The 23,812-nt window shown below is 31.0% G+C and carries 21 protein-coding genes and 1 tRNA gene; 13 read left to right on the top strand and 9 right to left on the bottom strand.

Annotated features, from left to right (window positions below):
* Window positions 1–55: 55 nt before the first annotated feature.
* Complete coding sequence (locus tag AC27L2_RS09495; protein ID WP_487211530.1) at window positions 56–1,402, bottom strand: sigma-54-dependent transcriptional regulator; 1,347 nt, start codon at window positions 1,400–1,402, stop codon at window positions 56–58.
* On the bottom strand, window positions 1,377–3,494 hold the full coding sequence (locus tag AC27L2_RS09490; protein WP_487211529.1) for a sensor histidine kinase: 2,118 nt from the start codon (window positions 3,492–3,494) through the stop codon (window positions 1,377–1,379). The genes AC27L2_RS09495 and AC27L2_RS09490 overlap by 26 nt, the downstream gene beginning before the upstream one ends.
* Window positions 3,495–3,571: 77 nt before the next feature.
* Here AC27L2_RS09490 and AC27L2_RS09485 point away from each other — a divergent pair, with 77 nt between their 5' ends.
* The 6 genes from AC27L2_RS09485 (at window position 3,572) to AC27L2_RS09460 (ending at window position 6,047) form a co-directional block, all read left to right on the top strand.
* Window positions 3,572–4,021: a septal ring lytic transglycosylase RlpA family protein gene (locus AC27L2_RS09485; protein ID WP_487211528.1), complete on the top strand. Its 450-nt coding sequence runs from the start codon at window positions 3,572–3,574 to the stop codon at window positions 4,019–4,021.
* A gap of 65 nt (window positions 4,022–4,086) precedes the next feature.
* Entirely contained in the window at window positions 4,087–4,743 is a 657-nt protein-coding gene (gene pdo, locus AC27L2_RS09480) for a protein disulfide oxidoreductase (protein WP_487211527.1), read from the top strand.
* Window positions 4,743–4,943: a DUF6132 family protein gene (locus tag AC27L2_RS09475; protein ID WP_487211526.1), complete on the top strand. Its 201-nt coding sequence runs from the start codon at window positions 4,743–4,745 to the stop codon at window positions 4,941–4,943. Before pdo ends, AC27L2_RS09475 begins: the two co-directional genes overlap by 1 nt.
* Window positions 4,924–5,145: a DUF1858 domain-containing protein gene (locus AC27L2_RS09470; RefSeq protein WP_487211525.1), complete on the top strand. Its 222-nt coding sequence runs from the start codon at window positions 4,924–4,926 to the stop codon at window positions 5,143–5,145. The genes AC27L2_RS09475 and AC27L2_RS09470 overlap by 20 nt, the downstream gene beginning before the upstream one ends.
* 87 nt (window positions 5,146–5,232) lie before the next feature.
* A complete protein-coding gene (locus AC27L2_RS09465; protein ID WP_487211524.1) occupies window positions 5,233–5,823 on the top strand; it encodes a peroxiredoxin family protein in 591 nt (196 codons plus the stop codon).
* A gap of 41 nt (window positions 5,824–5,864) precedes the next feature.
* Window positions 5,865–6,047, top strand: a complete 183-nt coding sequence (locus AC27L2_RS09460; protein ID WP_487211523.1) for a hypothetical protein — start codon at window positions 5,865–5,867, stop codon at window positions 6,045–6,047.
* 129 nt (window positions 6,048–6,176) lie between these two features.
* On the opposite strand, the gene AC27L2_RS09455 is transcribed toward AC27L2_RS09460, so the two are convergent.
* Window positions 6,177–6,524, bottom strand: coding sequence for a gamma-butyrobetaine hydroxylase-like domain-containing protein (locus AC27L2_RS09455; protein ID WP_487211522.1), 348 nt, complete (start codon window positions 6,522–6,524; stop codon window positions 6,177–6,179).
* 39 nt (window positions 6,525–6,563) lie between these two features.
* A complete protein-coding gene (locus tag AC27L2_RS09450) occupies window positions 6,564–7,868 on the bottom strand; it encodes a thymidine phosphorylase (protein WP_487211521.1) in 1,305 nt (434 codons plus the stop codon).
* Between the two features lie 468 nt (window positions 7,869–8,336).
* On the opposite strand from AC27L2_RS09450, the gene pepT reads away from it, so the two are divergent.
* The 5 genes from pepT to AC27L2_RS09425 all read left to right on the top strand — a co-directional run bounded on the left by pepT (window position 8,337) and on the right by AC27L2_RS09425 (window position 16,350).
* Window positions 8,337–9,587, top strand: coding sequence for a peptidase T (gene pepT / locus AC27L2_RS09445; RefSeq protein ID WP_487211520.1), 1,251 nt, complete (start codon window positions 8,337–8,339; stop codon window positions 9,585–9,587).
* A gap of 23 nt (window positions 9,588–9,610) precedes the next feature.
* The gene (locus AC27L2_RS09440; protein WP_487211519.1) at window positions 9,611–10,462 is read left to right on the top strand and encodes a cation diffusion facilitator family transporter; all 852 of its coding nucleotides are present in this window, start codon (window positions 9,611–9,613) and stop codon (window positions 10,460–10,462) included.
* Between the two features lie 92 nt (window positions 10,463–10,554).
* On the top strand, window positions 10,555–12,249 hold the full coding sequence (locus tag AC27L2_RS09435) for an AMP-binding protein (protein ID WP_487211518.1): 1,695 nt from the start codon (window positions 10,555–10,557) through the stop codon (window positions 12,247–12,249).
* Between the two features lie 93 nt (window positions 12,250–12,342).
* Window positions 12,343–14,415, top strand: coding sequence for a carboxy terminal-processing peptidase (locus AC27L2_RS09430; RefSeq protein WP_487211517.1), 2,073 nt, complete (start codon window positions 12,343–12,345; stop codon window positions 14,413–14,415).
* A 24-nt stretch (window positions 14,416–14,439) separates the two neighbouring features.
* Window positions 14,440–16,350 (top strand): SGNH/GDSL hydrolase family protein, encoded by a 1,911-nt coding sequence (locus AC27L2_RS09425; protein ID WP_487211516.1) that lies wholly within the window; start codon window positions 14,440–14,442, stop codon window positions 16,348–16,350.
* Between the two features lie 9 nt (window positions 16,351–16,359).
* On the opposite strand, the gene malQ is transcribed toward AC27L2_RS09425, so the two are convergent.
* Complete coding sequence (malQ, locus tag AC27L2_RS09420) at window positions 16,360–17,883, bottom strand: 4-alpha-glucanotransferase (RefSeq protein WP_487211515.1); 1,524 nt, start codon at window positions 17,881–17,883, stop codon at window positions 16,360–16,362.
* Window positions 17,884–18,007: 124 nt separating this feature from the next.
* On the opposite strand from malQ, the gene AC27L2_RS09415 reads away from it, so the two are divergent.
* Both AC27L2_RS09415 and AC27L2_RS09410 read left to right on the top strand, forming a co-directional pair.
* Complete coding sequence (locus tag AC27L2_RS09415; protein WP_487211514.1) at window positions 18,008–19,390, top strand: alpha-amylase family glycosyl hydrolase; 1,383 nt, start codon at window positions 18,008–18,010, stop codon at window positions 19,388–19,390.
* 14 nt (window positions 19,391–19,404) lie between these two features.
* The gene (locus AC27L2_RS09410) at window positions 19,405–20,934 is read left to right on the top strand and encodes an MFS transporter (protein ID WP_487211513.1); all 1,530 of its coding nucleotides are present in this window, start codon (window positions 19,405–19,407) and stop codon (window positions 20,932–20,934) included.
* A 127-nt stretch (window positions 20,935–21,061) separates the two neighbouring features.
* Here AC27L2_RS09410 and AC27L2_RS09405 read toward each other — a convergent pair whose 3' ends face one another.
* The 4 genes from AC27L2_RS09405 to AC27L2_RS09390 all read right to left on the bottom strand — a co-directional run bounded on the left by AC27L2_RS09405 (window position 21,062) and on the right by AC27L2_RS09390 (window position 23,734).
* Window positions 21,062–21,220 (bottom strand): DUF5989 family protein, encoded by a 159-nt coding sequence (locus AC27L2_RS09405; protein ID WP_487211512.1) that lies wholly within the window; start codon window positions 21,218–21,220, stop codon window positions 21,062–21,064.
* Window positions 21,221–21,230: 10 nt separating this feature from the next.
* Window positions 21,231–21,647, bottom strand: a complete 417-nt coding sequence (locus tag AC27L2_RS09400) for an SxtJ family membrane protein (RefSeq protein WP_487211511.1) — start codon at window positions 21,645–21,647, stop codon at window positions 21,231–21,233.
* A gap of 2 nt (window positions 21,648–21,649) precedes the next feature.
* Complete coding sequence (locus tag AC27L2_RS09395) at window positions 21,650–23,464, bottom strand: carbamoyltransferase family protein (protein ID WP_487211510.1); 1,815 nt, start codon at window positions 23,462–23,464, stop codon at window positions 21,650–21,652.
* A gap of 179 nt (window positions 23,465–23,643) precedes the next feature.
* Window positions 23,644–23,734: transfer RNA gene (locus AC27L2_RS09390), tRNA-Ser, on the bottom strand.
* Window positions 23,735–23,812: the final 78 nt, after the last annotated feature.

Raw genomic sequence — 23,812 nt, 5'->3', positions numbered from 1 at the left:
TATGCTTTATCAATATTAACAACCAAAAAGGGTAACGCTTATTCTATTTTCTATCTTACTTCGAGATTTTATAATTCTCAATTTTATTATAAAGTGTTGGAAGAGAAATTCCAAGTATTTCTGCAGCTTTGGGTTTATTCCAGTTTGTATAATCAAGAACTAATTTTATATGCCTCTTTTCAACTTCGTGAAGCGGCAATAAATATTCTTCTTTTTCTGAACTATCGCTGAAAGATTTTCTTAACAAAATATTTTCTTTATGAAGAACATCATCAGTTGAAAGCACAACGGCTTGAATTAAAGTATTCTCTAACTCACGAACATTGCCAATCCAGTCATAATTTTTCAGCATCAACATAACATCATCTGGAACTTTCGTAACATTTTTATGAAGTTCTCTATTTATCTTCGTTAAGAAATAATTTACTAAAAGTGGAATATCTTCTTTTCTTTCTCTCAATGGAGGAATTTTAATTGTAACAACATTCAATCTGTAATACAAATCTTCTCTAAATTTATTTTCTTTAACAAGCTGTTCAAGATTTCGATTAGTTGCAGCAATGATTCTGGCTTTCATTGGAATTACAGTTTCGCCGCCAACTCTTTCAAATTCTCTTTCTTGAAGAACACGCAGTAGTTTCACTTGTAAGTGCGGCGACATTTCAGAAATTTCATCAAGAAAGATTGTTCCTTCTCCTGCCAATTCGAATTTTCCTTTTTTTGTTCTATCAGCTCCTGTAAATGCACCTTTTTCATGACCAAATAATTCACTTTCCAAAAGTGATTCTGTAATTGCAGTACAGTTTACAGCAACAAACGGCTGATTTTTTGTAATACCGCTGTAATGAATTGATTTTGCAACAAGTTCTTTTCCTGTTCCGCTTTCTCCTAATAAAAGCACTGTAACACGATTATTCGATACCTGTCCTATTAATTTGTAAACTTCTCTCATAGCTGCAGATTTGCCAATAATTCTTTTTTCAGGTTGAAATTCTTGAGCTTCTTCTTCGATAAAAGAATCAATTCTTTCGCTTAATATTTTTGATTCGAGTGCACGTGCTATTGTTACTCTAAGACGTTCTATATCCAAAGGTTTTTCGAGATAATCATAAGCTCCATACTGCATTGCTTCAATTGTTGTTTGTGCGTCGTCATGTGCTGTAATTAAAATAACTTTTGTATGAGGATCTATTTCTTTTGATTTCTTTAAAACCTCCAGTCCAGATAAACCCGGCATCTTTATATCCGAAATAATTAAATCAGGAAAATACTTTTGCAAGTATTCTAATCCTGCTGTTCCATTTTCAGCAGCAAAGACTGTGAAATCAAGTCTTTTCAGGAAATTAGTTAATGTTTGACGAATTGATTCGTCATCGTCAATTACTAAAATTTTTTCTTTCATTTTTAAAGGGCAATTTTATTTCAAAAATTGTTTCGCCTGCTTTTGAAGAAATCAATCTTAATGTTCCGCCATGTTGTTCAATTATTTTTTGGGATACTGATAAACCAAGACCTGTACCTGATGCTTTCGTAGTAAAAAATGGATCGAAAATTTTTTCCTGGTCTTCAATTCCGATTCCATTATCTTTAACATAAATTAAAATCTCATCTTCATTTACTTGTGAACTCAAATGAATTATTCCTTCATTTACAATTGCATCAATAGAATTTTGAACTAAATTCAACAACACTTGCTTGAATTTATCTGAATCAACAAAAATATCTATATCATCAGTTTCATTTATGAATGCAATTTGTTTATATAAATTATTTGCCTTTGCAAGTTGAAAGATGTCTTCGATAAAGAGTTTCAAATTTACTTTTGATAGATTCAATTCAGATGTTTTAGAAAATTGCAGAACTTCTTTTACAAGCTGAGTTAATCGATTTGTCTCTTTCTTAATAATTTCAAAACATTCCTTATCATCATCATTTAGATTTAATGTTTGACTTAAAATATCCACATTCATTTTTACTGATGTTAAAGGAGTTTTGATTTCGTGAGCAAGTATTGCAGACATTTTTCCCAATGCAGCTAATTTTTCAGAACGCAGTATCTCGGCTTCCAATTTCTTTTTGTCTGTAATATCTATTTCAACAAATAAATAACCATTTGATTCAGAATTTGGTGAATAAATTTTTGTAACAGACAAAAGCAAATCCTTGTTCTTTTTATTATCAAGTTCAATTTTAATTTCACCTATGAAAACATTTTTATTGTTTACTTCTTCAATAATATTTTTGAATAATTCTGATGATTTGTGAAATTGTAAATCGTCAATCGTAGAAGGTTTTAAATTCTCTTTAGATTTTTCCAGGATATTATAAAACTGTGTGTTAGCTTCAATAATTTTAAAATTGGTATCTACAATAGCAATGGCTGCTAAAGATTTTTCAAATGCATTAAGAAGAATTGAAATTCTTTCTTCACGATGTTGCAATTCAAGTTTATTTTTATTCAATGTTGCAGCCATGCTGTTTACTGCCTCTGCAAGTTCGCCAATTTCATCTGATGATTTCAGATTAACATTAACATTGTAATTTCCCTTTTCAATTTCTAAAACTTTTTCTTTAAGAATAATAATTGGCTGAGCTATAATTCTTGATATAATAAAAGAAAGCGCAAGACTAACTGTTAAACCTGTAAATAAACTGTAGAAAAATAAATCAATAAGTTCTTCGTGTGAATTGATATTAAATAAAATTCTGCTTAACGGAATTTGTACAAGCAATATTATGATTGGAATAATTACTAAAGCAGAAAAGAATATTTTTTTATTTAAGCTGAATGAATGAACCTTTTCAATTGCTGCAGGGAACATTTTATATTTCCCAATTGCAATTGAACCGAAAAAAATTAATCCTATCAAAAAGGCTAAAGGACTAATTTCGACAAGATAATAGAACCCAAGAATCCATGGCAAAAATATTCCAAATATAAAAGTTGTTATGTTTGTTATTATTAAACCAAAAAGAAATAAAAGTAATTGTTTGCGAACATTAAAATCGTAATGACTTTTATATTTTGAAATAATTGAGATGATGCTGATTATAATTAATGCCAGATACCAGATTATATAAAGAATGTAATATGGAGTGAATTGTGCAATAAAATGCTTGCCATGAACATAAGATTCAGAAATCAAAGTTCCTTTCCATAAAAGAATTAAGATAATGACAGATGGAATGATGATTAATAAATTTAACACAGGTGTTTTTTGAGGAACAGGATAGTTAAAAGTTAGAAATGTTAACGATACCAAAATAGTAAGCAAAAGAGAATGACATGATTTATCGAGCAATGTAACATCGTGAGATGGCATTATTATAAAATGAACTGTGTGCGAAATTAAATATGCTATAACAAGAATTAAAGTCAATATAAAAAGCCTAGTTGTTATGTTAAAAACAGTCCTTGAATAAATTATAAATATCAGTCCCAACGAAGAAATAGCAGTAGCAGTAATGAATATATAATTCCAGAACTCGTTCAACTTGGTTATCCTATTAATTTATTATTACACAAATAAAAATTAATACTTATCTTATAATGAATGAAATTCATAAGTTCATGGGAAAATTACTATTCTTTAAGTTAAGTATCATAATTATTTTTATTACTGCGTGTTCATCTGCGCCACGGTTTACAACAAAAAGTACAGAAGCAGAAATTATAGAAGATTTATCGGAATACGAAAATTTAACACCTCTTGAAATTACTTATGGCACAGCTTCTTATTATGCTGATAAATATCATGGTAGAATAACTTATTCAGGTGAAATTTTTGACATGAATAAAATTTCTGCTGCACATATTTCTTATCCAATGAACACAATTGTGAGAGTAACAAATCTTTCAAACAATAAAAGTATTATATTAAGAATAAATGACAGAATGCCGTTATTTAAAGATAGAATAATTGACCTTTCGTATGCTGCTGCAAAAGAACTTGACTTTGTAAGAGAAGGATTGACTCAAGTAAAAATAGAAGTGCTTAAATGGGGTGATGGTAAAAAATAATTTTTGTTGAACCCTTTTATTATTTTCATCATCAAATCTTATGAAAATTATAAAATGAGGTAAAAATGTACATAGACGATCAATTAAGAACAGAACTTCAGAAAGAATTATCGGTTCTAACAAAGAATGTGAAAATAGTTTATTTCACTCAGGAACTTGAATGCATGTATTGCAAAGAAACCAGAGCAATTCTTTCCGAACTTGTTGAAGTTTCAGATAAACTTTCTCTTGATGTTAAAAATTTTGTTATCGATAAGGATGATGCAGCAAAGTATGGAGTTGATAAAATTCCCGCAACTGTGTTGCTTGATGAAAATGGAAAAGATTATGGAATCAAATTTTATGGAATACCAAGCGGTTACGAATTTGCATCTCTGCTTGAAGACATAAAAATGCTCGGCACAGGGAACACAGGATATTCCAAAGAATTTGAAGAAGATGTTAAAAAAATTAATTCTGATGTCCACATGCAGGTCTTTGTTACACCAACATGTCCTTATTGTCCTCAAGCAGTTATTACTGCACATAGATTTGCTTACTTAAATGATAAAATAAAAAGCGACATGATTGAAGCAACAGAGTTTCCTCATCTTTCACAAAGATACAATGTGCGTGGAGTTCCAAGAACAGTAATTAATGAAAATACATTTATCGAAGGTGCTGCTCCTGAATATATGGTTCTCGATAAAGTAAAAGAAGCATTAAATATTGTTAATGTATAATGTTCAGAGTAAATAAAATAATTCCAGTTTTGATTGGCGCTGTTTTGGGATATGCATATTATTACTTTGTTGGATGTTATAATGGTGCTTGTCCAATTAGCAGTAATCCATACATATCAACTTTGTATGGAGCTGTAATTGGTTTAATATGGGCAATTCCAAACAAAAAGAAAGTTGATGATGGAACAAAAAATCACTAAAGACATTTACATTGAAGATTTGGTAGAACTTTTTCCACCTGCAGTAACTTATTTAATGGAAAAAGGAATTCGATGCCTGCAGTGTGGGGAACCGATTTGGGGAACGCTTGAAACAGCTGCTAAAGAAAAAGGGTTTACAGAAAATGATATTGAAAAATTTGTTGAAGAATTAAATCAAAAGTATTCAACTTCAGCAGAATAAATTGTTGAGTAAAAAAATCATACTTTCATTGAATGGAATATAATTCTTATTTTAGTTTAACAACTTTAATAAAAAAGTGAGTGAACAATGAAACAACAAAAAATAAACGAATCAAAAGGCTTAACAAAAAAACAGCGCAGCTGGATTTATACAGGTTTTTTTATAGCATTAATTATTGTTTTATTTGTTGTTAATAACAGTGGAAGTGAACCAGAACAGGGACCATATCCTCCAAACTATGTTCCTGCAGCACAAAAGAGCAGTGTACTTGCACCTGATTTTACATTGCCAACTACAGACGGCAAAATGCTTAAACTTTCCAGTTTAAGAGGTAAGGTTGTTATATTAGATTTCTGGGCAACATGGTGTCCACCATGCAGAAAAGGAATTCCTGATTTAATTGATATTAAAAAACGTTACGGCTCAAAGGGAGTTGAAATAGTTGGTATTTCTGTTGATACTGATACTAAAGATGAAGTTATTCCTTTCATGAAAGAAAAGGGAATTAATTATCCTGTTGTTTATGGTAATCAAACTGTTTACATGCAGTATGGCGGAATCAGAGCAATACCAACAACTTTTGTAATTGATAAAGAAGGAAAAATTGTTGCCAGTTACGAAGGCTTAGTACCAAAGATTACATACGAAAATCATATTAAAAGAATTTTAGGAATGTGATAATTTGTTTTAATAGAGAATAAAATCCTTATCAGAAAAAATTGAGTAACATTAACAGCGTAGGTCATTCAAAACTTGAAAATTGGGAAAATGGAATGATGGAAAAATGGGCTCGCTTCTTAGTGCCATCATTCCAAACAATAAATCTGTGGAAATCTTCTTTAATCAGCAAAGCCTGCATGCCATTTAAAATGTTGTTCTCGAAACAACTCTCTGCAGCATAACAATCACTTTTCAATGTAAATGAGGCTGAAGCCCATTTTGTATTAGAAGAATTCATTTTTGTGAAACACCTTCTATTATTCTAACATATTAAAATTATTGCAATGATTTTTTTACTTATGCTATACTAATCAATGATTATCAAAATCCTGATGCAAATTATTTTTTACTTCGAGATATTCACCAAATCTTTCAAGTAAATCCCACGAATATATTCCGAAGTTATATCCATCTTTCCATGTAATTTGAATAGCATAATTTCCAACGAGATCAATTTTTTCGATTTCATATTTCCCGGGTTTATCTGGTCCCTGTGGCGGTGGTGAATAATGCTTCCACAAAATTGTTTCTCCTTTATTTCCTGCATCAGGCGATTCATCGCGCAAAAATTTTAATGGGTACTTATACACTTTACCGTTATCCCATTCAATTTCTAAATAATCTTGATTATGCAATTTTATTTTCTTTGGTGTTGCCATATTTTATTTAATTATTAATGAGTTGAAAAAAAAAATTTCTTATGTTATTATCAATTTAATCAACTTGCTTCTTTTAGTTTTACCTTTGGAAATATTTATTGAAGATAAAATTCTTTTCTTTGCGCTATCAATGCTTTCTTTTCTATCCGTAAAAATTTCTGCAATAATATCGCCTCTTTTTATTTTATCTCCAATTTTAGGATAAAAAATAATACCTGCTTTGGAATCAATTTTATCTTCTTTTGTTAATCTTCCTGCACCAAGTTCTAATGAAGCAATACCAATTTCATAAGTATCGATGCTTTGAATATATCCACTTTTATCCGAGTAAATTTTTTCATGGTATTTCGATTTGGGATAATTATCGGGATTTTTCAAATAAAAAATATCTCCACCTTGAAGCTTAACAATCTCAAGAAATTTATTGAAAGCTTTGCCACTTAAAATAATTTCTTCGGCAATTTCTTTTCCTTCTTCTACTGAAGAAGCTTTATTCCCCAAATAAATCATAGCACCAGCAAGATTTAAACTCAGCTCGAGTAAATCGTCAACTTTTTCTCCCTGTAATATTTTTATTGATTCATAAACTTCCAGCCAATTGCCAATATAATTTCCCAGAGGTTGATTCATGTCGGTAATAAAAGCAATTACATTTTTCTTAAATGCTTTTGCAGTGTTTGTTAATGAATCAGCAAGTTCGAGAGCATCTTCGTATTTTTTCATGAATGCACCCGAGCCGGTTTTTACATCAAGAACAAGTCCATCTATTCCTTCAGCTAATTTTTTACTCATAATGCTTGCAGTGATAAATGGGATTGATTCAACAGTAGCTGTAACATCACGCAAAGCATAGATTAATTTATCTGCGGGTGCAATATCTTTTGTTTGTCCAATCATTACAGCGCCGCATTTTTTAATTATGTTTTTGTATTGAGTTAAATTAAGTGATGTTTTAAAACCAGGTATTGATTCAAGTTTATCAAGAGTTCCTCCTGTATGACCTAATCCTCTTCCGCTTATCATTGGGACATTCACTCCTGCAGCAGCAACAATAGGAGTAATTATCAAAGAAGTTTTATCGCCGACTCCACCTGTTGAATGCTTATCTATTTTCTTTCCTTTGATTGAAGATAAGTCAACTATTTTTCCGCTGTTCAACATTGCAAGAGTAAGATAATTTGTTTCTTTTTTATCAAGTCCATTTAGAAAAGCAGCCATTAAAAAAGCAGAGAATTGATAATCAGGAATTTTCCCTTTTGTAAAATTTATAACAAGATATTCAATTTCTTCTTTTGATAGTTGTTTGCCCTCACGTTTTTTACGAATTAATTCAATTGTATTCATAAAGTAACCTGTAATAATTTATTAACTCAAAATTAAAAAACAATGTATTAACTTGTATGAAATAAATTTATTCAATGCTAAATGAAAAACGAATTAATTTAATCTTACTGAGTTATGTTAACATATAACCTGCAACATGCAACTTGAAACCTGTAACAACTAAAATCTTGAAATCTTATTCTGAAGGAATTGAGACTGTGTAAAAAGTTCTTTAAAACAACCGAACTCATCCCCCGACTTTCTCTCTATTTTCAAAGTCCCTCTCTTTTCAAGAGAGGGATTAAGGGTGAGTTATTTATTAGCAAGATACTTTTTACATAAGCTCAATGCTACTGGTACAATTTTGTAATCTTGTTATCTTGCAATTATGCTATCATTCAACCCTGCAATTTTGATAATCTTTTCTTGAAACTCATCTTCATTTTCTATTAACTTTCAATTACAAATAAAATTCTTAAAGAGGTTTTTATGTTTGATGATAATTATAATTTTACAGTATTAGAACGTTTCTTGAGATATGTTAAAATAGAAACTACTTCTGATGAAGATTCAAAAACATTTCCGAGCGACCCAAAACAGCTTGAACTCTCTAAACTTTTAGTTGAAGAACTAAAAGAAATTGGGATGCAGGATGTTGAAATGGATGAATACGGATATGTTATGGCTACTCTTCCTTCGAACAGCAGCAAAGATGTTCCTGTAATTGGATTTATAGCACACGTCGATACTTCTCCAGCTGTAAGCGGGAAAAACGTAAATCCTGTCATTCATAAAAATTATCAGGGAGGAGATATTATTTTGCCGGCTGATAATACAAAAGTAATAGATGTTGAAAGTAATCCTGTTCTTAAAGAAATGATAGGATATGATATTGTAACAAGTGATGGAACAACTTTACTTGGAGCAGATGATAAAGCAGGAATAGCTGAAATAATTGATGCAATGAATTATTTAATTACTCATCCAGAAATTAAGCATGGAAAAATTCGAGTTTGTTTTACACCTGACGAAGAAGTCGGACGCGGCACAGAAAAATTTGATGTAAAAAAATTCGGTGCAAAATATGCCTACACAATTGATGGAGGAACCAGAGGGGAAGTTGAAATAGAAACATTTAGTGCTGATGCAGTTGTAATTAAATTTAATGGCAAGAATGTTCATCCAGGTTATGCAAAAGGGAAAATGATTAATTCAATAAAAATTGCTGCAAAGTTTTTAGAATTATTGCCAAAAGATTCTCTTTCACCTGAAACAACAGAAAAACGAGAAGGCTACGTTCATCCAACATCCATTAATGGAAATGAAACTCAAACTACAATTAAATTTATTGTTCGAGATTTTGATGCAGAAAAGTTAAAAGAGTATGAAGAACTTCTAAAAGACTTATGTAACAAAGCAGTTGCAAATTTCCCGGGTTCATCTTTTGACTTTGAAGTGATTGAACAATACCGCAATATGAAATATGTTCTTGACCAACATCCACAAGTTGAAGCTTATGCAGTTGAAGCATTAGAGCGGCTTGGGATAAAACCAATTAAATCTTCAATACGCGGCGGCACTGATGGTTCGCGATTATGTTACATGGGACTCCCAACTCCAAACTTATTTGCAGGCGGGCATAATTTTCATGCTTACACTGAATTTGTAGCAGTTCAGGATATGCAAGCAGCTGTTAAAATGATTGTTACATTAGCTCAAATATGGGAAGAGAAATCGTAATAACAGAGAAATACTAAACTTCTATGTCTCAACAACTAAAGCGTGCAACTGATATTGCACTTGGCATTAACATTTTTCTGTTTGTAATTAAAGCAACAGTCGGAATTCTATCTAATTCGATAGCAGTTATATCAGAAGCATTAAATTCATTTACTGATATTCTTGTATCAATTGGTATTAAAGTAGCAGTAAAAATTTCACGCGATAAACCAGACCAAAAACATCAATTTGGTCATAATGCTGCACAACCAATAGCTGCATTTATTCTTTCTGTGTTTGCATTTGTAGTAGGAATAAATATTGTTGAAGAATCAATTAAAAGATTAATTGAACCACAAAATATTCACGCAATCCCTGAAGTATATGTTGTTTTGATAATTACGATAATTACTAAAATTATTTTGAATCGATATCAGATAAAAGTAAGTAAAAAATTTAACAGCCCCGCAATCAAAGCTGCATCAGTTGACAGCATTAATGATGTTCTTGCCTCTTCAATTGCATTGCTTGGAGTTTTTGGTGCAAGTTACAATCTGAATTATTTTGACAGCATTGCAGGCATTATGGTAGCTTTGTTTATCTTTAAATCCGGTTACGAAGTAGGAAGAGAAAATATTGATTACCTTATGGGCAGGTCTGCAAGCAGTGAATTTGTTGAAAAAGTTAAAAGTATGACTATGAGTATTGACGGAGTAAAAGGAATTAATGATTTGCGCTCGCATTATGTTGGTAATAAATTTCATATTGAAATTCATATCGAAGTCGATAAAAATATTCCAACATCACTCTCTCATGATATTGGCAACCGTGTCCGTTATGTCCTCGAAGAAATTGATGAGGTTCAAAAAGTTTTTGTTCATATAGATCCAGTATAAAAAGTTTTCTTCTAAATGATATTATTCCTTAATTTTACTCTTGCTCTTAACAAATGGAGATTATAATTTAATACCAAAAACAAGATAATACATTGCAAGAGCTGAAAAAACTAACATTACTTCATTTACTTAGGAACAGCGCAGAAAAATATTCTGAAAGACCTGCAGTTTCTTTTATTGATTCTCAGCCTTTAACTTACAGAGAATTCAAAAATAAAATTGAATCGGTATCTGCATTTTTAAAAAGCGAAGGAATAATTGCTGGTGATAAAGTAGCTATATTGAGCGAAAACCAGCCTAACTGGGCAATAGCATATTTTGCGATTACAACGATGGGTGCCATTGCTGTTCCTATCATGACCGAATTTAGTGTATCAGAAGTTCATCATGTTTTGCGTCATTCAGAAAGCAAAGCAATTTTTGTTTCTGCAAAACAATTCAGCAAAATTGAGGACTTCAAAGACGGGAATATTCAGTTACAAATTTTACTTGATGATTTTTCAATCATTCCTTTTCAGATTAAAAATGATTTATTGAAAGAACTAATTTCAAGCGGTAAAAAAGAATTTGCAAAAATTAAAGAAGCTGCTCTTAAACTTGTTGGAATTTTTCCAGATGAAGTTGAAGAAGAAACCCCAGCTTTAATTCTTTATACTTCTGGAACCACAGGTCATTCTAAAGGTGTAGTTTTGACACATAAAAATGTTGTGTCGAATGCTATTGACACATTAAAAATTGTTGATGTTAAACCGGAAGATAGGCTTTTATCAATTCTGCCTTTGTTTCATACAATTGAATCAACTCTTGGATTGGTTACGCCAATTCTTGCAGGAGCATCTATTACTTACTTGAACAAACCTCCAACTGCAGCTGTTTTGCTTCCAGCATTATCAAAAGTAAAACCTACAATAATTCTTGCTGTTCCTTTAATAATTGAAAAAATTTATAAGTTGAAAGTCCTGCCTGAGATTAATAAAAAAATAATTTTAAGAAGCTTATATAAAATTCCATACATCAGAAAAAAATTGAATAAAATAGCCGGCAAAAAATTAATGCATACATTCGGCGGCGAGTTGAAAATGTTATGTCTTGGCGGCGCACCTTTATCAGCTGATGTAGAGTTGTTTTTGAAAGAAGCAGAATTTCCTTATGCAGTTGGTTATGGATTAACAGAAACTTCTCCACTTGCAACTGGAACAAATCCAAAAGAAGTAAGATTTCGTTCTGCAGGAAAACCATTGCCTTCAGTAAAAGTGAAAATTGATAATCCCGACCCTGTTAATGGTGAAGGTGAGGTTTTGATTAAAGGTCCAAATGTTATGAAAGGTTATTACAAAGACCCTGAACGTACAAAAAACACATTTACAGATGACGGCTGGTTCAAAAGCGGCGATTTGGGTTTTATTGATAAAGATGGATATCTTTTTATTAAAGGAAGATTAAAAAATGTTATAATTGGTTCTAATGGAAAAAATATTTATCCAGAAGAAATTGAATCAATTATCAATGAATCCAAATATGTTCTTGAATCGCTGGTTCATGAAAGAAATGGTCAATTGATAGCAAGAGTTTATCTTAATTATGATGAAATAGATAATGAATTTAAGATACAGAAATTGAATGAATCATCTGCCCGTGAAATCATAAATAAAATTTTATCAGATTTATTGAATCAGGTTAATGAAAGAGTAAATACTTTTTCAAGACTTTCAAAAGTGATTGAACAAAGAGAACCTTTCGAGAAAACACCAACTCAAAAAATCAAGCGCTATCTTTATGTAGACTAAACTTTTCTGAAATTAATCCTGATAAAGAGAAATTTTTTTGAAACAAAACTATTATCTTAGTGTATGAGAATTCAAATTTAGAAAAGGAATGACATGAAAAAAATCTTAATCGCTATTTTAGCTTTCTTGACACTTAACATTTGCTTTGCTCAAAATACTTTAGAGGTATTGAAAAAAGACCATACAATAGATTCTTCTAAAGTAATATTACCAGATGAAATTTATAAAAGAATTGACCAGGTTATTGTTCAAATTCTCTCAAATTATCATTATAAAAAACAGAAGTTGAATGATTCATTATCATCGGCAATCTTTGATGAATACATTAAAAATCTTGATAACTCTAAATCATATTTTTTGAAGTCCGATATTGAATCATTTGAAAAATATCGTTATCAATTTGACGATTTCTTAAACAATGGTGATTTAACTGTTCCTTTTGAAATCTTTAATGTTTATAAAAAAAGATTAGGCGAAAGAATTAATTTTATTAAAAAATGTCTTCAAACTGAATTTGATTTTTCAACTGACGAATCATTTTCACCAGATAGAGAAAAAGCTGATTGGGCTAAATCAAAAGAGGAACTCGATGAAATCTGGAGATTGAGATTAAAAAATGATGCACTTAATCTTATTCTTTCCGGAAAAGATTGGAAAGGAGCTGCAGATGTTTTGCTCAAGCGTTATCAAAATTATCATAAAATTATTTTGCAGTACGAAGCCGAAGATGTTTTTTCTCTGTTCATGAATTCAGTTACTCAGATTTATGACCCTCATACAGATTATTTATCACCTGCTGCATCAGAAAATTTCAGCATAAGCATGAAACTTTCTCTCGAGGGCATTGGTGCTACATTGCGTCAAGATAATGATTATACTGTAGTAGCTGGAATAGTGCCTGGAGGACCGGCAGCAAAAAGTGGTTTGCTTCACGAAGAGGATAAAATTGTTGGAGTTGCTCAGGGTGAAGACGGCGAAATGGTTGATGTAATCGGCTGGAGGCTCGATGATGTGATTCAACTAATCAGAGGAAAAAAGGGAACTGTTGTTCGTCTTTTAATTCTCAAAGCAAGTGATGGACCTAATGCAATTCCAACTGAAATAAAGATTGTTCGTGACGAAGTTAAACTCGAAGAACAGGCAGCCAAAAGTGAAATTATGAATATTCAACATGAAGGTTACAATTTTAAAATTGGAGTTATAAAACTTCCATCATTTTATACAGACTTTGAAGCTCAGCAGAAAGGCAAACCTGATTATAAAAGCACAACAAGAGATGTAAAAGAAATTCTAAAAAAATTCAAACAAGAAAAAGTTGATGGCGTAGTTATTGACTTAAGAAACAACGGCGGTGGTTCACTTCAAGAAGCTATTCAGCTTACAGGTTTGTTCATAAAAGAAGGACCTGTTGTTCAGGTAAAAAATATGATGAATATAATTGAAGTTGATAGAGACCCTGACCCGGAAATTTATTATGATGGTCCTCTTGCAGTTCTTGTAAATCGATTTAGTGCATCAGCTTCCGAAATTTTTTCTGCTGCAATTCAAGATTATGGTAGAGGAATTGTTATTGGAGAAAATACTTATGGAAAAGGCACTGTTCAAAATCTTCTTGATTTGAACAGACATATTCCAATTGCGAACAAAAAACTTGGTCAACTAAAACTTACAATCGCAAAATTTTATAGAATTACTGGTAGCAGCACTCAGCATAAAGGTGTTCAACCTGATATTGCTTTTCCATCTCCTTATTCATCCGAAGAATTTGGAGAAAGTTCTCAACCAAGTGCATTGCCCTGGGACCAAATTCAACCTGCGCAGTATGAAAAATACGGCGACCTTTCAAAATTTATTTCTCTTCTAATTAAAAAACATGAAGAACGAACAAAAAAAGACCCCGAATTTCAACTGCTACTTGATGATATAGAAGAATTCAAAGAAAACAGAGAAAAAAAAGTTTTCTCTTTGAATGAAACAATAAGAAGAGAAGAAAGAAATAAAGCCGAAGAGCGAAAAAAGAAAAAAGAAGAAGAAAGAGCTAAAATATTAGGCATTGATATTAAAGATAAAAAAGAAGTTGAAAGCCAATCATCTGTAAAAAGCGATTATGAATTAAAAGAAAGTGCAAGAATTTTAGCAGATTTAATTTTAGCTAAACTTGGATGATTTTATTTTCTGCTGATATTATTAATGACTGAAGAAAGAAAAAAAATAAAAAAGGAAAAATCAGATTTAATTGAGAAACCTCTCTCAAAAAATCCATTCTATTTTTATTTAATTATGATTTCTATCCCTTTCCTGTTTTTTATTGCTTTAGAATTATGCTTAAGACTATTTAATTATGGTTACGATTTAAGTATGTGGCAGGAAGTAGTAGATGGAAAGTTGATGCTTAATCCAGATGTTGCACGAAGATATTTTTCTAATGTTAAAAATACTCCTTCTTCAATTGAAGATGTGTTTGATGAAGTCAAAGATAAAAATGCTTTTAGAATTTTTGTCCTTGGAGGCAGTAGTGCTGCAGGTTATCCTTATATGCCAATGGGCTCTTTTTCAAGATATATTAGAAGAAGACTCGAATTAAACTATCCTCATAAAAAAATTGAAGTTGTTAATCTTAGTCTAACTGCAACTAATAGTTTTACAATAAGAGATTTCATTCCAGAGGTAATTAAACAAAAACCCGATTTGATTTTAATTTATGCTGGGCATAATGAGTATTACGGTGCTCTTGGTGTGGGCTCTTTAGAAACAGGAACAGGTTCAAGAGAAATTATTAATGCAATGCTCTATTTGAACAGGTTTAAGACAACTCAATTAATAAAAAATATTCTAAAATGGTTTTCTTCGTTAATTGCAAAACCAGAAAATCCATATTCCTCCGGAACATTGATGTCGAGAATGGCAAAAGAAAAATATATTGCATTTAATTCCGATGCTTATAAATTGGGATTAAAACAATTTGAAGAAAACATTAGTGATGTATTAAAAAAACTTAACGAAGCAAAAATCCCAGTTATAATTTCAACTGTAGCAAGCAACATAAAAGACCAGCCGCCCTTTGTATCAACAAAATATAAAAACTATTCAGCTCAAAATGTTTATGACGAAGCAATTCATTTTTATAATCAAGGAAATTTCAAAAAAGCAGATTCACTTTTTAGATTTGCAAAAGATTTGGATGGATTAAGATTTAGAGCACCCGAGGAAATTAATTCTATAATTCGTAAGCTTTCTAAAATTTATAATATTCCATACATCGATGTTGATGCATTTTTTTCTTCTATCAGTCCAAATCATATAATTGGAAATAATTTAATGACAGACCATCTTCATCCAACTTTAAGAGGTTATCAATTAATAGGAAAACTTTTTTATGAAAAAATGAATGAGATGAAATATTTGCCATCTGATTTAAAACCGAAATATGAGTATGAAATTCAGGATAGTATTACAATTTCCAATTTTATAATTTCACAACTTGATTCAACAATTGCAGATTTCAGAATAAAGTTGTTAAAAAATGATTGGCCCTTTACAAATCCTGCAAATAAAAAAACTGCTGAAGAAATATGTAAACCCAAAACATTTATCGATACCATAGCAATTGAATATCTTGATTATAAATTTAGATGGATGCAGGCACATGAATATGCAGCAAATATTTATTTGAGAAAAAATAATCTTGACGGATTTTTAAATCATATATCAGCTTTGATTTATCAATATCCATTCATTAAAGAAAATTTTAATCAGCTTGAAATTATGGCTGTCAATTATCTTAAGAAGCAGGATTATAAAAATGCTTACAAAGTTTTAATGGCTGAATATAAAGTTAAACCAAATGCTTTTTCAGCAAAATGGCTTGGACAAATTGAATTAAATTCCGGCAATATACTTCCTGCAATAGAATTACTTGAGGAATCATTTATGTATGACAGCACTGACACTCAAGTAATTTATAATCTTTCAGGTGCTTATGCATTAAACAAAGAATATAACAAAGCTTTAACAACAATTAAGAAGCTGCTTAAATTAGATTCAAGATATCCCGGTGCACAAGTTTTATACGGTGATTTATTAAAAGTTGTAGGCAAATAATTTTTTAAGTTAGAAAACTACACGTGAATATTCATTTTCATTTGGATATCTTTCATAAAGCAAAATGAGTTTTACAATTTTATTTTTTATTTCATCATTAATTTGATCCCATGTGAATCTCCAACACCAATTGCCGTCAGGTTTTCCGGGGAAGTTCATTCGTGCATCGCTGTCAAGATTCAAAATATCCTGCATTGGTATTACTACAATATCTGCAACCGAAGAATATGCTAACCTTATCAATGCTGTGCACATATCATCGCCGTAGTAATTCATATAAAATTGTGCATGTTTGAATACATCAGAATCAAGTTCTTTTTCTTTTCTGAAGAATCCACGAGTTGTATCGTTATCGTGTGAGCCAGTATAGACCACACAGTTTTTTTCATGATTATGTGGAAGAAATCTTCGTTCGCCTGTTTTTCCAAATGCAAACTGCAATATTTTCATGCCGGGGAAATTAAATTTCATTCTTAATTCATTTACTTCTTTTGTTATCACACCTAAGTCTTCTGCAAGAATTGGGACATCGCCAAGTTTTTTAATGATTGTCTTAAATAATTTTTCGCCCGGTGCTTTAACCCACTCTCCATGTTCTGCAGTTTTAGCATCCCCTGGAATTTTGTAATATGCTTCAAAACCTCTGAAGTGGTCAATTCTTACAATATCAACCAGTTCAAATATTTTTGAAAATCTTTTTACCCACCAGTCAAAATTTGTTTTTTCCATTACATCCCATTTGTAAAGTGGATTTCCCCACAGTTGACCTGTTTTGCTGAAATAATCAGGCGGAACACCTGCAACAAATTCTAAGTTGCCTTCATCATCAACGGTAAATAAATTTCTGTTTGACCATAAATCTGCACTGTCGTATGCTATATAAATTGGAACATCGCCAATGATTTTAATATTCTTATTGTTGGCATAATTTTTAAGTTCTTTCCACTGCTTGAAAAATGTAAGCTGAATAAATTCATGAAACCGAATTTCATCATTTAATTTTTCTTTCCATTTTTTCAGTGCATCTTTTTTTCTAAAAGCAATTTCCTTTTCCCATTTTGACCAAACATTTCCATTGTGATAATTTTTAAGTGCCATGAATAATGCAAAATCTTCCAACCAAAATTCATTTTCTTCTTTGAATTTTATAAAATCTTCTGATGCTTCTCTTTTTATAAAATTGTTAAAAGCTTTCCTCAATAAAGAATATTTATAATTAATAATTTCACCAAAATCTATTTGATTTGGATTTGATGATGGAGGATTTTCTAAATCATTATCTTCAAGTAAATTTTCTTCTTTTAATTTATCTGGACTAATCAACAAAGGATTACCAGCAAATGCAGAAAAACATTGATATGGTGAATTGCCATAACCAGTTGGACCTAAAGGCAGAATTTGCCACAATGTTTGTTTTGTTTCTTCAAGAAAATCAACAAAGCGATAAGCATCATATCCAAAATCTCCAATTCCATATCTTGACGGCAATGATGTGGGATGCAGTAAAATTCCAGCCGAACGATTGTATTTCATATAATCCTCATAATTTTTATTCTTTATTTCCAAATATAATCATTAATTAATTCAGCATTATGAAATTAAATTTGTTCACTAAAAAAATTTAGTGTAGTTTTTCATAAATTAAAAAGGAGAGTTTATGTTTTTCATCTCTAAAAAAAATAATTACTTCAATTACCTTGTTTATATATTGGTTTTATTTCTCTTTGTCGATTCTTTTCCAAAAGAAAAGAAGCAGCTTGATAAAAGCCTTTTCAATCCTCCAGCATGGACAAAGAATGCAGTTATTTATGAAGTAAATGTTAGACAGTTTACTCCAGAAGGAACATTCAAAGCATTCGAAAAACATTTGCCAAGATTGAAAAAGATGGGAATTGATATTTTATGGTTTATGCCGATTCATCCAATTGGCGAGCAGAACAGAAAAGGTTCACTCGGAAGTTATTATTCGATTAAAGATTATAAAGCAATTAATCCTGAATTTGGAACTGAAAAAGATTTTAAAGAACTGGTAGAAAAAATTCATCAGCAAGGAATGTATGTTATGCTTGATTGGGTTGGTAATCATACTTCATGGGATAATGTATGGACAAAAACAAATCCGGAATTTTTCAGCAAAAACGAGAAAGGTGAATTTTATCCTCCTGTTCCTGATTGGAGTGATGTAATTGAACTTAATTATGATAATAGAGACTTATGGAATAAAATGATTGATGCAATGGAATACTGGGTAAAAGAATTTAACATTGATGGTTTCAGATGTGATTATGCAAATGGGGTTCCTTTAGAATTCTGGATTGAAGCAAGAACAAAACTTCAGAAAATTAAACCTCTCTTTATGCTTGCAGAAGCAAGTGAACCATATCTTCACAAAGCATTTGATGCAACTTATAACTGGCAACTAAAAGATATAATGAATGATATAGCAAAAGGGAAATTAAATGCACGAGCATTGATTAATCATATCAAAGAAGAAAAAAAGAATTATCCAGAGAAAGGATATCGATTAAACTTTACTACAAATCACGATGAAAATTCATGGAGCGGAACTGTATTTGAAAGATTGGGAAATGCAGTAGATGCATTTAACACTTTTGTTTTTGTTACAAAAGGAATTCCTCTTATTTATAGTGGACAGGAAGCTGGTTTGAATAAAAGACTTCGTTTTTTTGATAAAGATACAATTTATTGGAATGACCTTAAGTATGAAAAATTCTTTTCTGATTTAATAAAATTAAAGAAAGAAAATAAAGCATTGTGGAATGGTAAATATGGAGGAAAGATAAAATTAATAAAGAATGATAATGAAGATAATGTTTTAACTTTTTGTCGTTCTAAAAAAGAAAATAATGTGATAGCTGTTTTTAATTTTTCATCACAAAATCAAAATGCATTAGTTAATTTTGGAGAACTAAAAGGAACATATAAAAATTATTTTACTAATGAAGTAGTGAAAATTAAATCCAATCAAGAATTTAACTTACAGCCTTGGGAATATATTATTTTAATTAAGGTCAAATAAATAAGGAAAATTTTATGGAAAAACCCCGCTTAAGCTTCTGGCAAATCTGGAATATGAGTTTCGGATTTCTTGGAATTCAATTTGGATTTGCACTTCAAAATGCAAATGTAAGCCGAATATTTGAAACCCTTGGTGCAAACATTGATGATATTCCAATACTTTGGATTGCTGCACCTGTTACTGGTTTAATTGTTCAGCCAATTATTGGTCACATGAGTGATAATACATGGAATAGATTGGGAAGAAGGAAACCTTATTTTCTGACAGGAGCAATTCTTGCATCAATTGCATTAATGATTATGCCCAATTCTCCAGCTTTGTGGGTTGCTGCAGGTATGCTCTGGATAATGGATGCATCCATAAATATCTCGATGGAACCTTTTAGAGCTTTTGTTGGAGATATGCTTCCTTCATCTCAAAGAACTCTTGGCTTTTCCATGCAAAGCTTTTTTATTGGAACCGGTGCAGTCATAGCTTCGGCTCTCCCTTATTTTATGACAAATTTTTTAGGAATTAAAAACACAGCCCCTCCAGGTCAAATTCCTGATAGCGTTAAATTTTCATTTTACATCGGTGGAATTGTTTTTTTTCTTGCAGTACTATGGACAGTTCTAAAATCTAAAGAATATTCTCCAGAAGAGCTCGAAAAATTTTCTCAATCAAAATTAAATGCTGCTTCTTCAAGTGATAATTCTAATGATGATTTAATAGAACACAAAAAATTTTTTAACAACGGAATAAAATGGTCTGCAGCTGGATTAATACTTTTTATTGTGTTCAAATTTTTTATTTACATGGATTATGGACTTGCAATATTCTTTTCAGGAATTTTTACTTTTGGATTGCTGCAGCTTTTGGTTAGTTTTTTTGTAAATAAGAAAAAGTCAAATGGACTTGTTGTGATTATTAATGATTTGTATAACATGCCAAGAACAATGATACAATTAGCATTTGTTCAATTCTATTCTTGGTTTGCTTTATTTGCAATGTGGATTTATACAACTCCGGCAGTAACTCATCATATTTATGGTGCAACTGATACAACCTCATCTCTCTACAATGAAGGGGCTAACTGGGTTGGTGTTTTAATGTCTGTTTATAATGGATTTGCAGCGGTGATGGCTTTTTTATTAATTGCTTTAGCAAAGAAAACAAGTCGTAAAACTGTTCATTCAATAAGCTTAATTTGTGGTGGTTTGGGTTTACTCTCTTTTTATTTTATTAAAGATCCAAAAATGTTGTTGATTTCAGAACTTGGAATTGGATTAGCATGGGCGTCAATATTAGCAATGCCGTATGCAATCTTAACTGGTTCACTTCCTCCAAAGAAAATGGGAGTGTACATGGGGATTTTTAATTTCTTTATTGTAATTCCTCAAATTACTGCTGCTGCAATTCTGGGATTCTTTGTAAGAACTTTATTCAAAGGCGAAGCAATTTATGCTCTTGTGCTTGGTGGTATTTCAATGATTATTGCTGCTGCTCTTACGATGTTTGTTTATGATGTAGATGCAGAAAACCATTTGCAGCAAATTAAAGAGTAAGTTTGATGTTTCTCGGAAGATTTGTGAGGCTGTTCGAATTTATGTTTTTTTAATAGTATACATAAAAACACAGATTTAATGGACTAACCAAATAAAATTTTGAAGATAGACAGCCTCACATTTATGATTAAAAAATTGCATAAATAAATGGAGCTAATGCAGAGCCCTGAGTTAGTATAATTAATCCGCCAATTATTATTAAAAATATTACAATTGGCATAAGCCACCATTTTTTTCTTTCTCTAAGAAAAATCCATAATTCTTTCATTATAGATATTTTGCTCATAGATGCCTCTTTAAAATTGTTTTTCTGAATATTCTCTTTTGTATTCTTTATTCTTTCTGTAATTCCAATAAGTTAAACTTTCTTTATTAAATTTAAGATCAAGAAGGTCTTTGCCGCTTAGTTTGATAATTAATCCTATAGGTAAAATTATTAAATAAAAAAGAAGTGTCAATATAATGTTGGTTGTTATTATTCCTAATATTAAAGCAAGAGTCATCCAGATTTTATAAATATGTTTTAAAATCTCAGGAATAAAAAGAGAAATTATTAATAGCAAAATTCCTGTAATAATAAAGTAGAAGAATAATTTTGAATGATTTAGAAAAAGAATTATGCTGATTAAAAATGAAATTACTGTAAAGGTTAAGCCAAATTTTTTTAATGCATTTTTGCTTAAGTCAATATTTTTAATTTCTTCGATTATCATAATCAATCCAGTTCAAATTCTTTTTTCCAGTCAATATCCTCTGAAAGCTGCTTTTGTTCTTTTTTGTCTAATATGTAATTGCTCATTATCAGATAATCCATGTCTGTCCTCATAAAACAAATATAAGCTTCTTCTGGTTTGCAGACAATTGGTTCTCCTCTTACATTAAATGATGTATTGACGATTACACTGCAACCAGTCAATCTTTCATATTCTTTGATTAATTCATAATAAAGAGGATTAGTTTCTTTGTTTACTGTTTGTATTCTTGCAGAATAATCAACATGAGTTACAGCAGGAATATCCGACCTTACTACATTGAGTTTATCAATTCCAAATAATTTTTTTTGTTCTTCTGTCATCTCTTTTCTTCTTTCTTCCTTTACATCAGCAACAAGCAGCATATACGGACTTGGTCTATCAAGATTAAAATATTCAGAAACTTTTTCTTCAAGAACAGAAGGAGCAAATGGTCTAAAGCTTTCTCTGAATTTTATTTTCAGATTCATTTTTTTCTGCATATCAGGAATTCTTGCATCTCCTAAGATTGAACGAGCGCCAAGTGCTCTTGGTCCAAATTCCATTCTTCCTTGAAACCATCCTACAACATTCCCTTTTGCTATTAGCTCGGCTGCTGTCTTTGCAATTTCTTCTTGATTTATTTTTTTATAAGGAATTTTGTTTTTATTTAAGAATTCTTCTATGTATCCATTGTCATAAACAGGTCCAAGGAAAGAACCTTTTTGTTTATCGCTTTTATCTGCAATTCTTTTATTATCAAGATATTGATACCATGTAAAAAGAGCAGCACCCAACGAACCTCCTGCATCTCCAGCAGCTGGCTGTATCCATATATCTTCAAATAAATTTTCTCTTAATATTTTTCCATTAGCAACACAGTTAAGTGCAACACCGCCGGCAAGACAAAGATATTTCATGTTTGTTTCTTTTTTAATATGCTTAACCATTTTTAATATAACTTCTTCAGTAACAACTTGAATAGAAGCGGCAAGATCCATCTCTCTTTGAGTTAATTTTGTTTCTGGCTTTCTTGGTTTACCTCCAAATAATTTATGAAATTTTTCATTTGTCATTGTTAAACCTGTGCAGTAATCAAAATATTCCATATTTAATTTGAACGAACCATCTTCTTTTACATCAATCAGATTATCATAAATTAATTTTACATATTTTGGTTCGCCATATGGAGCTAATCCCATTACTTTATATTCACCAGAATTTACTTTGAAACCAGTGTAATATGTAAATGCAGAATAAAGAAGTCCAAGTGAATGAGGGAATTTAATGTCTGCAAGAATTTGAATTTTATTCCCTTGACCAATGCCGTAACTTGTTGTTGTCCATTCTCCAACACCATCAAGAGTTAGAAAAGCAGCTTCATCAAATGGGGATGGAAAGAATGCAGATGCAGCATGAGATTCATGATGTTCAGGAAAAATAACTTCTCCATCAAAGTTAATTTCTTTTTTGATTAATTCTTTAATCCATAACTTTTCTTTTATCCACAACGGCATTGCTTTAAGAAAAGATTTTAATCCTTTGGGTGCAAAAGTGATGTAAGTTTCGAGCAGTCTTTCAAACTTTAGAAAAGGTTTATCATAAAATGCAACATAAGATAATTCATTGACATTTATTCCCGAAGAAGAAATGCAAAAATTTATTGCATTAATTGGAAATCTGTGGTCGTGTTTTTTCCTTGTAAATCTTTCTTCTTGAGCAGCAGCAATAATTTCTCCATCTTTAATTATGCATGCTGCACTGTCGTGATAATAAGCTGATATACCAAGTATATACATCTTTTCTAAAAATTGTTATCGACTTTTATAAAGATAAGAAAAGTTTAATTGATAAAAATTGCTTTGAAAATATTTTGTAGATGATAGAAAAAAGGAAGGAATGATAAAAAATTTGATTATTGAGTCTGAACCTCAAAGCTTTAGTGTATTAGGCTGCCATTCGAAGTTTTGTCTTAGATTGGCGGAGAGGGAGGGATTCGAACCCCCGGTCCGCGTTACACGGACAACGGTTTTCAAGACCGCCGCATTCAACCACTCTGCCACCTCTCCGTAAATAAATCTATAAAAGAGCAAGTTTTCAAGACCGCTGCATTTCCGCCAGAGGCGGACAGGCAACCACTCTGCCAC

This window comes from Rosettibacter sp. KY25 (assembly GCF_057554405.1).
The sequence above is the reverse complement of the archived record's forward strand: the minus strand, read 5'-3'. Positions and strand labels throughout refer to the sequence as shown.

Excerpts from the sequence above, each read along its gene's own strand:
- malQ (WP_487211515.1), bottom strand. The coding sequence starts at position 17,883 with ATGAAATACAATCGTTCGGCTGGAATTTTACTGCATCCCACATCATTG.
- AC27L2_RS09455 (WP_487211522.1), bottom strand. The coding sequence starts at position 6,524 with ATGGCAACACCAAAGAAAATAAAATTGCATAATCAAGATTATTTAGAA.
- AC27L2_RS09485 (WP_487211528.1), top strand. The coding sequence starts at position 3,572 with ATGGGAAAATTACTATTCTTTAAGTTAAGTATCATAATTATTTTTATT.
- AC27L2_RS09450 (WP_487211521.1), bottom strand. The coding sequence starts at position 7,868 with ATGAATACAATTGAATTAATTCGTAAAAAACGTGAGGGCAAACAACTA.
- AC27L2_RS09470 (WP_487211525.1), top strand. The coding sequence starts at position 4,924 with ATGGAACAAAAAATCACTAAAGACATTTACATTGAAGATTTGGTAGAA.
- pepT (WP_487211520.1), top strand. The coding sequence starts at position 8,337 with ATGTTTGATGATAATTATAATTTTACAGTATTAGAACGTTTCTTGAGA.
- AC27L2_RS09430 (WP_487211517.1), top strand. The coding sequence starts at position 12,343 with ATGAAAAAAATCTTAATCGCTATTTTAGCTTTCTTGACACTTAACATT.
- AC27L2_RS09440 (WP_487211519.1), top strand. The coding sequence starts at position 9,611 with ATGTCTCAACAACTAAAGCGTGCAACTGATATTGCACTTGGCATTAAC.
- AC27L2_RS09405 (WP_487211512.1), bottom strand. The coding sequence starts at position 21,220 with ATGAGCAAAATATCTATAATGAAAGAATTATGGATTTTTCTTAGAGAA.
- AC27L2_RS09410 (WP_487211513.1), top strand. The coding sequence starts at position 19,405 with ATGGAAAAACCCCGCTTAAGCTTCTGGCAAATCTGGAATATGAGTTTC.
- AC27L2_RS09495 (WP_487211530.1), bottom strand. The coding sequence starts at position 1,402 with ATGAAAGAAAAAATTTTAGTAATTGACGATGACGAATCAATTCGTCAA.
- AC27L2_RS09425 (WP_487211516.1), top strand. The coding sequence starts at position 14,440 with ATGACTGAAGAAAGAAAAAAAATAAAAAAGGAAAAATCAGATTTAATT.
- AC27L2_RS09415 (WP_487211514.1), top strand. The coding sequence starts at position 18,008 with ATGTTTTTCATCTCTAAAAAAAATAATTACTTCAATTACCTTGTTTAT.
- AC27L2_RS09395 (WP_487211510.1), bottom strand. The coding sequence starts at position 23,464 with ATGTATATACTTGGTATATCAGCTTATTATCACGACAGTGCAGCATGC.
- pdo (WP_487211527.1), top strand. The coding sequence starts at position 4,087 with ATGTACATAGACGATCAATTAAGAACAGAACTTCAGAAAGAATTATCG.
- AC27L2_RS09400 (WP_487211511.1), bottom strand. The coding sequence starts at position 21,647 with ATGATAATCGAAGAAATTAAAAATATTGACTTAAGCAAAAATGCATTA.
- AC27L2_RS09465 (WP_487211524.1), top strand. The coding sequence starts at position 5,233 with ATGAAACAACAAAAAATAAACGAATCAAAAGGCTTAACAAAAAAACAG.
- AC27L2_RS09475 (WP_487211526.1), top strand. The coding sequence starts at position 4,743 with ATGTTCAGAGTAAATAAAATAATTCCAGTTTTGATTGGCGCTGTTTTG.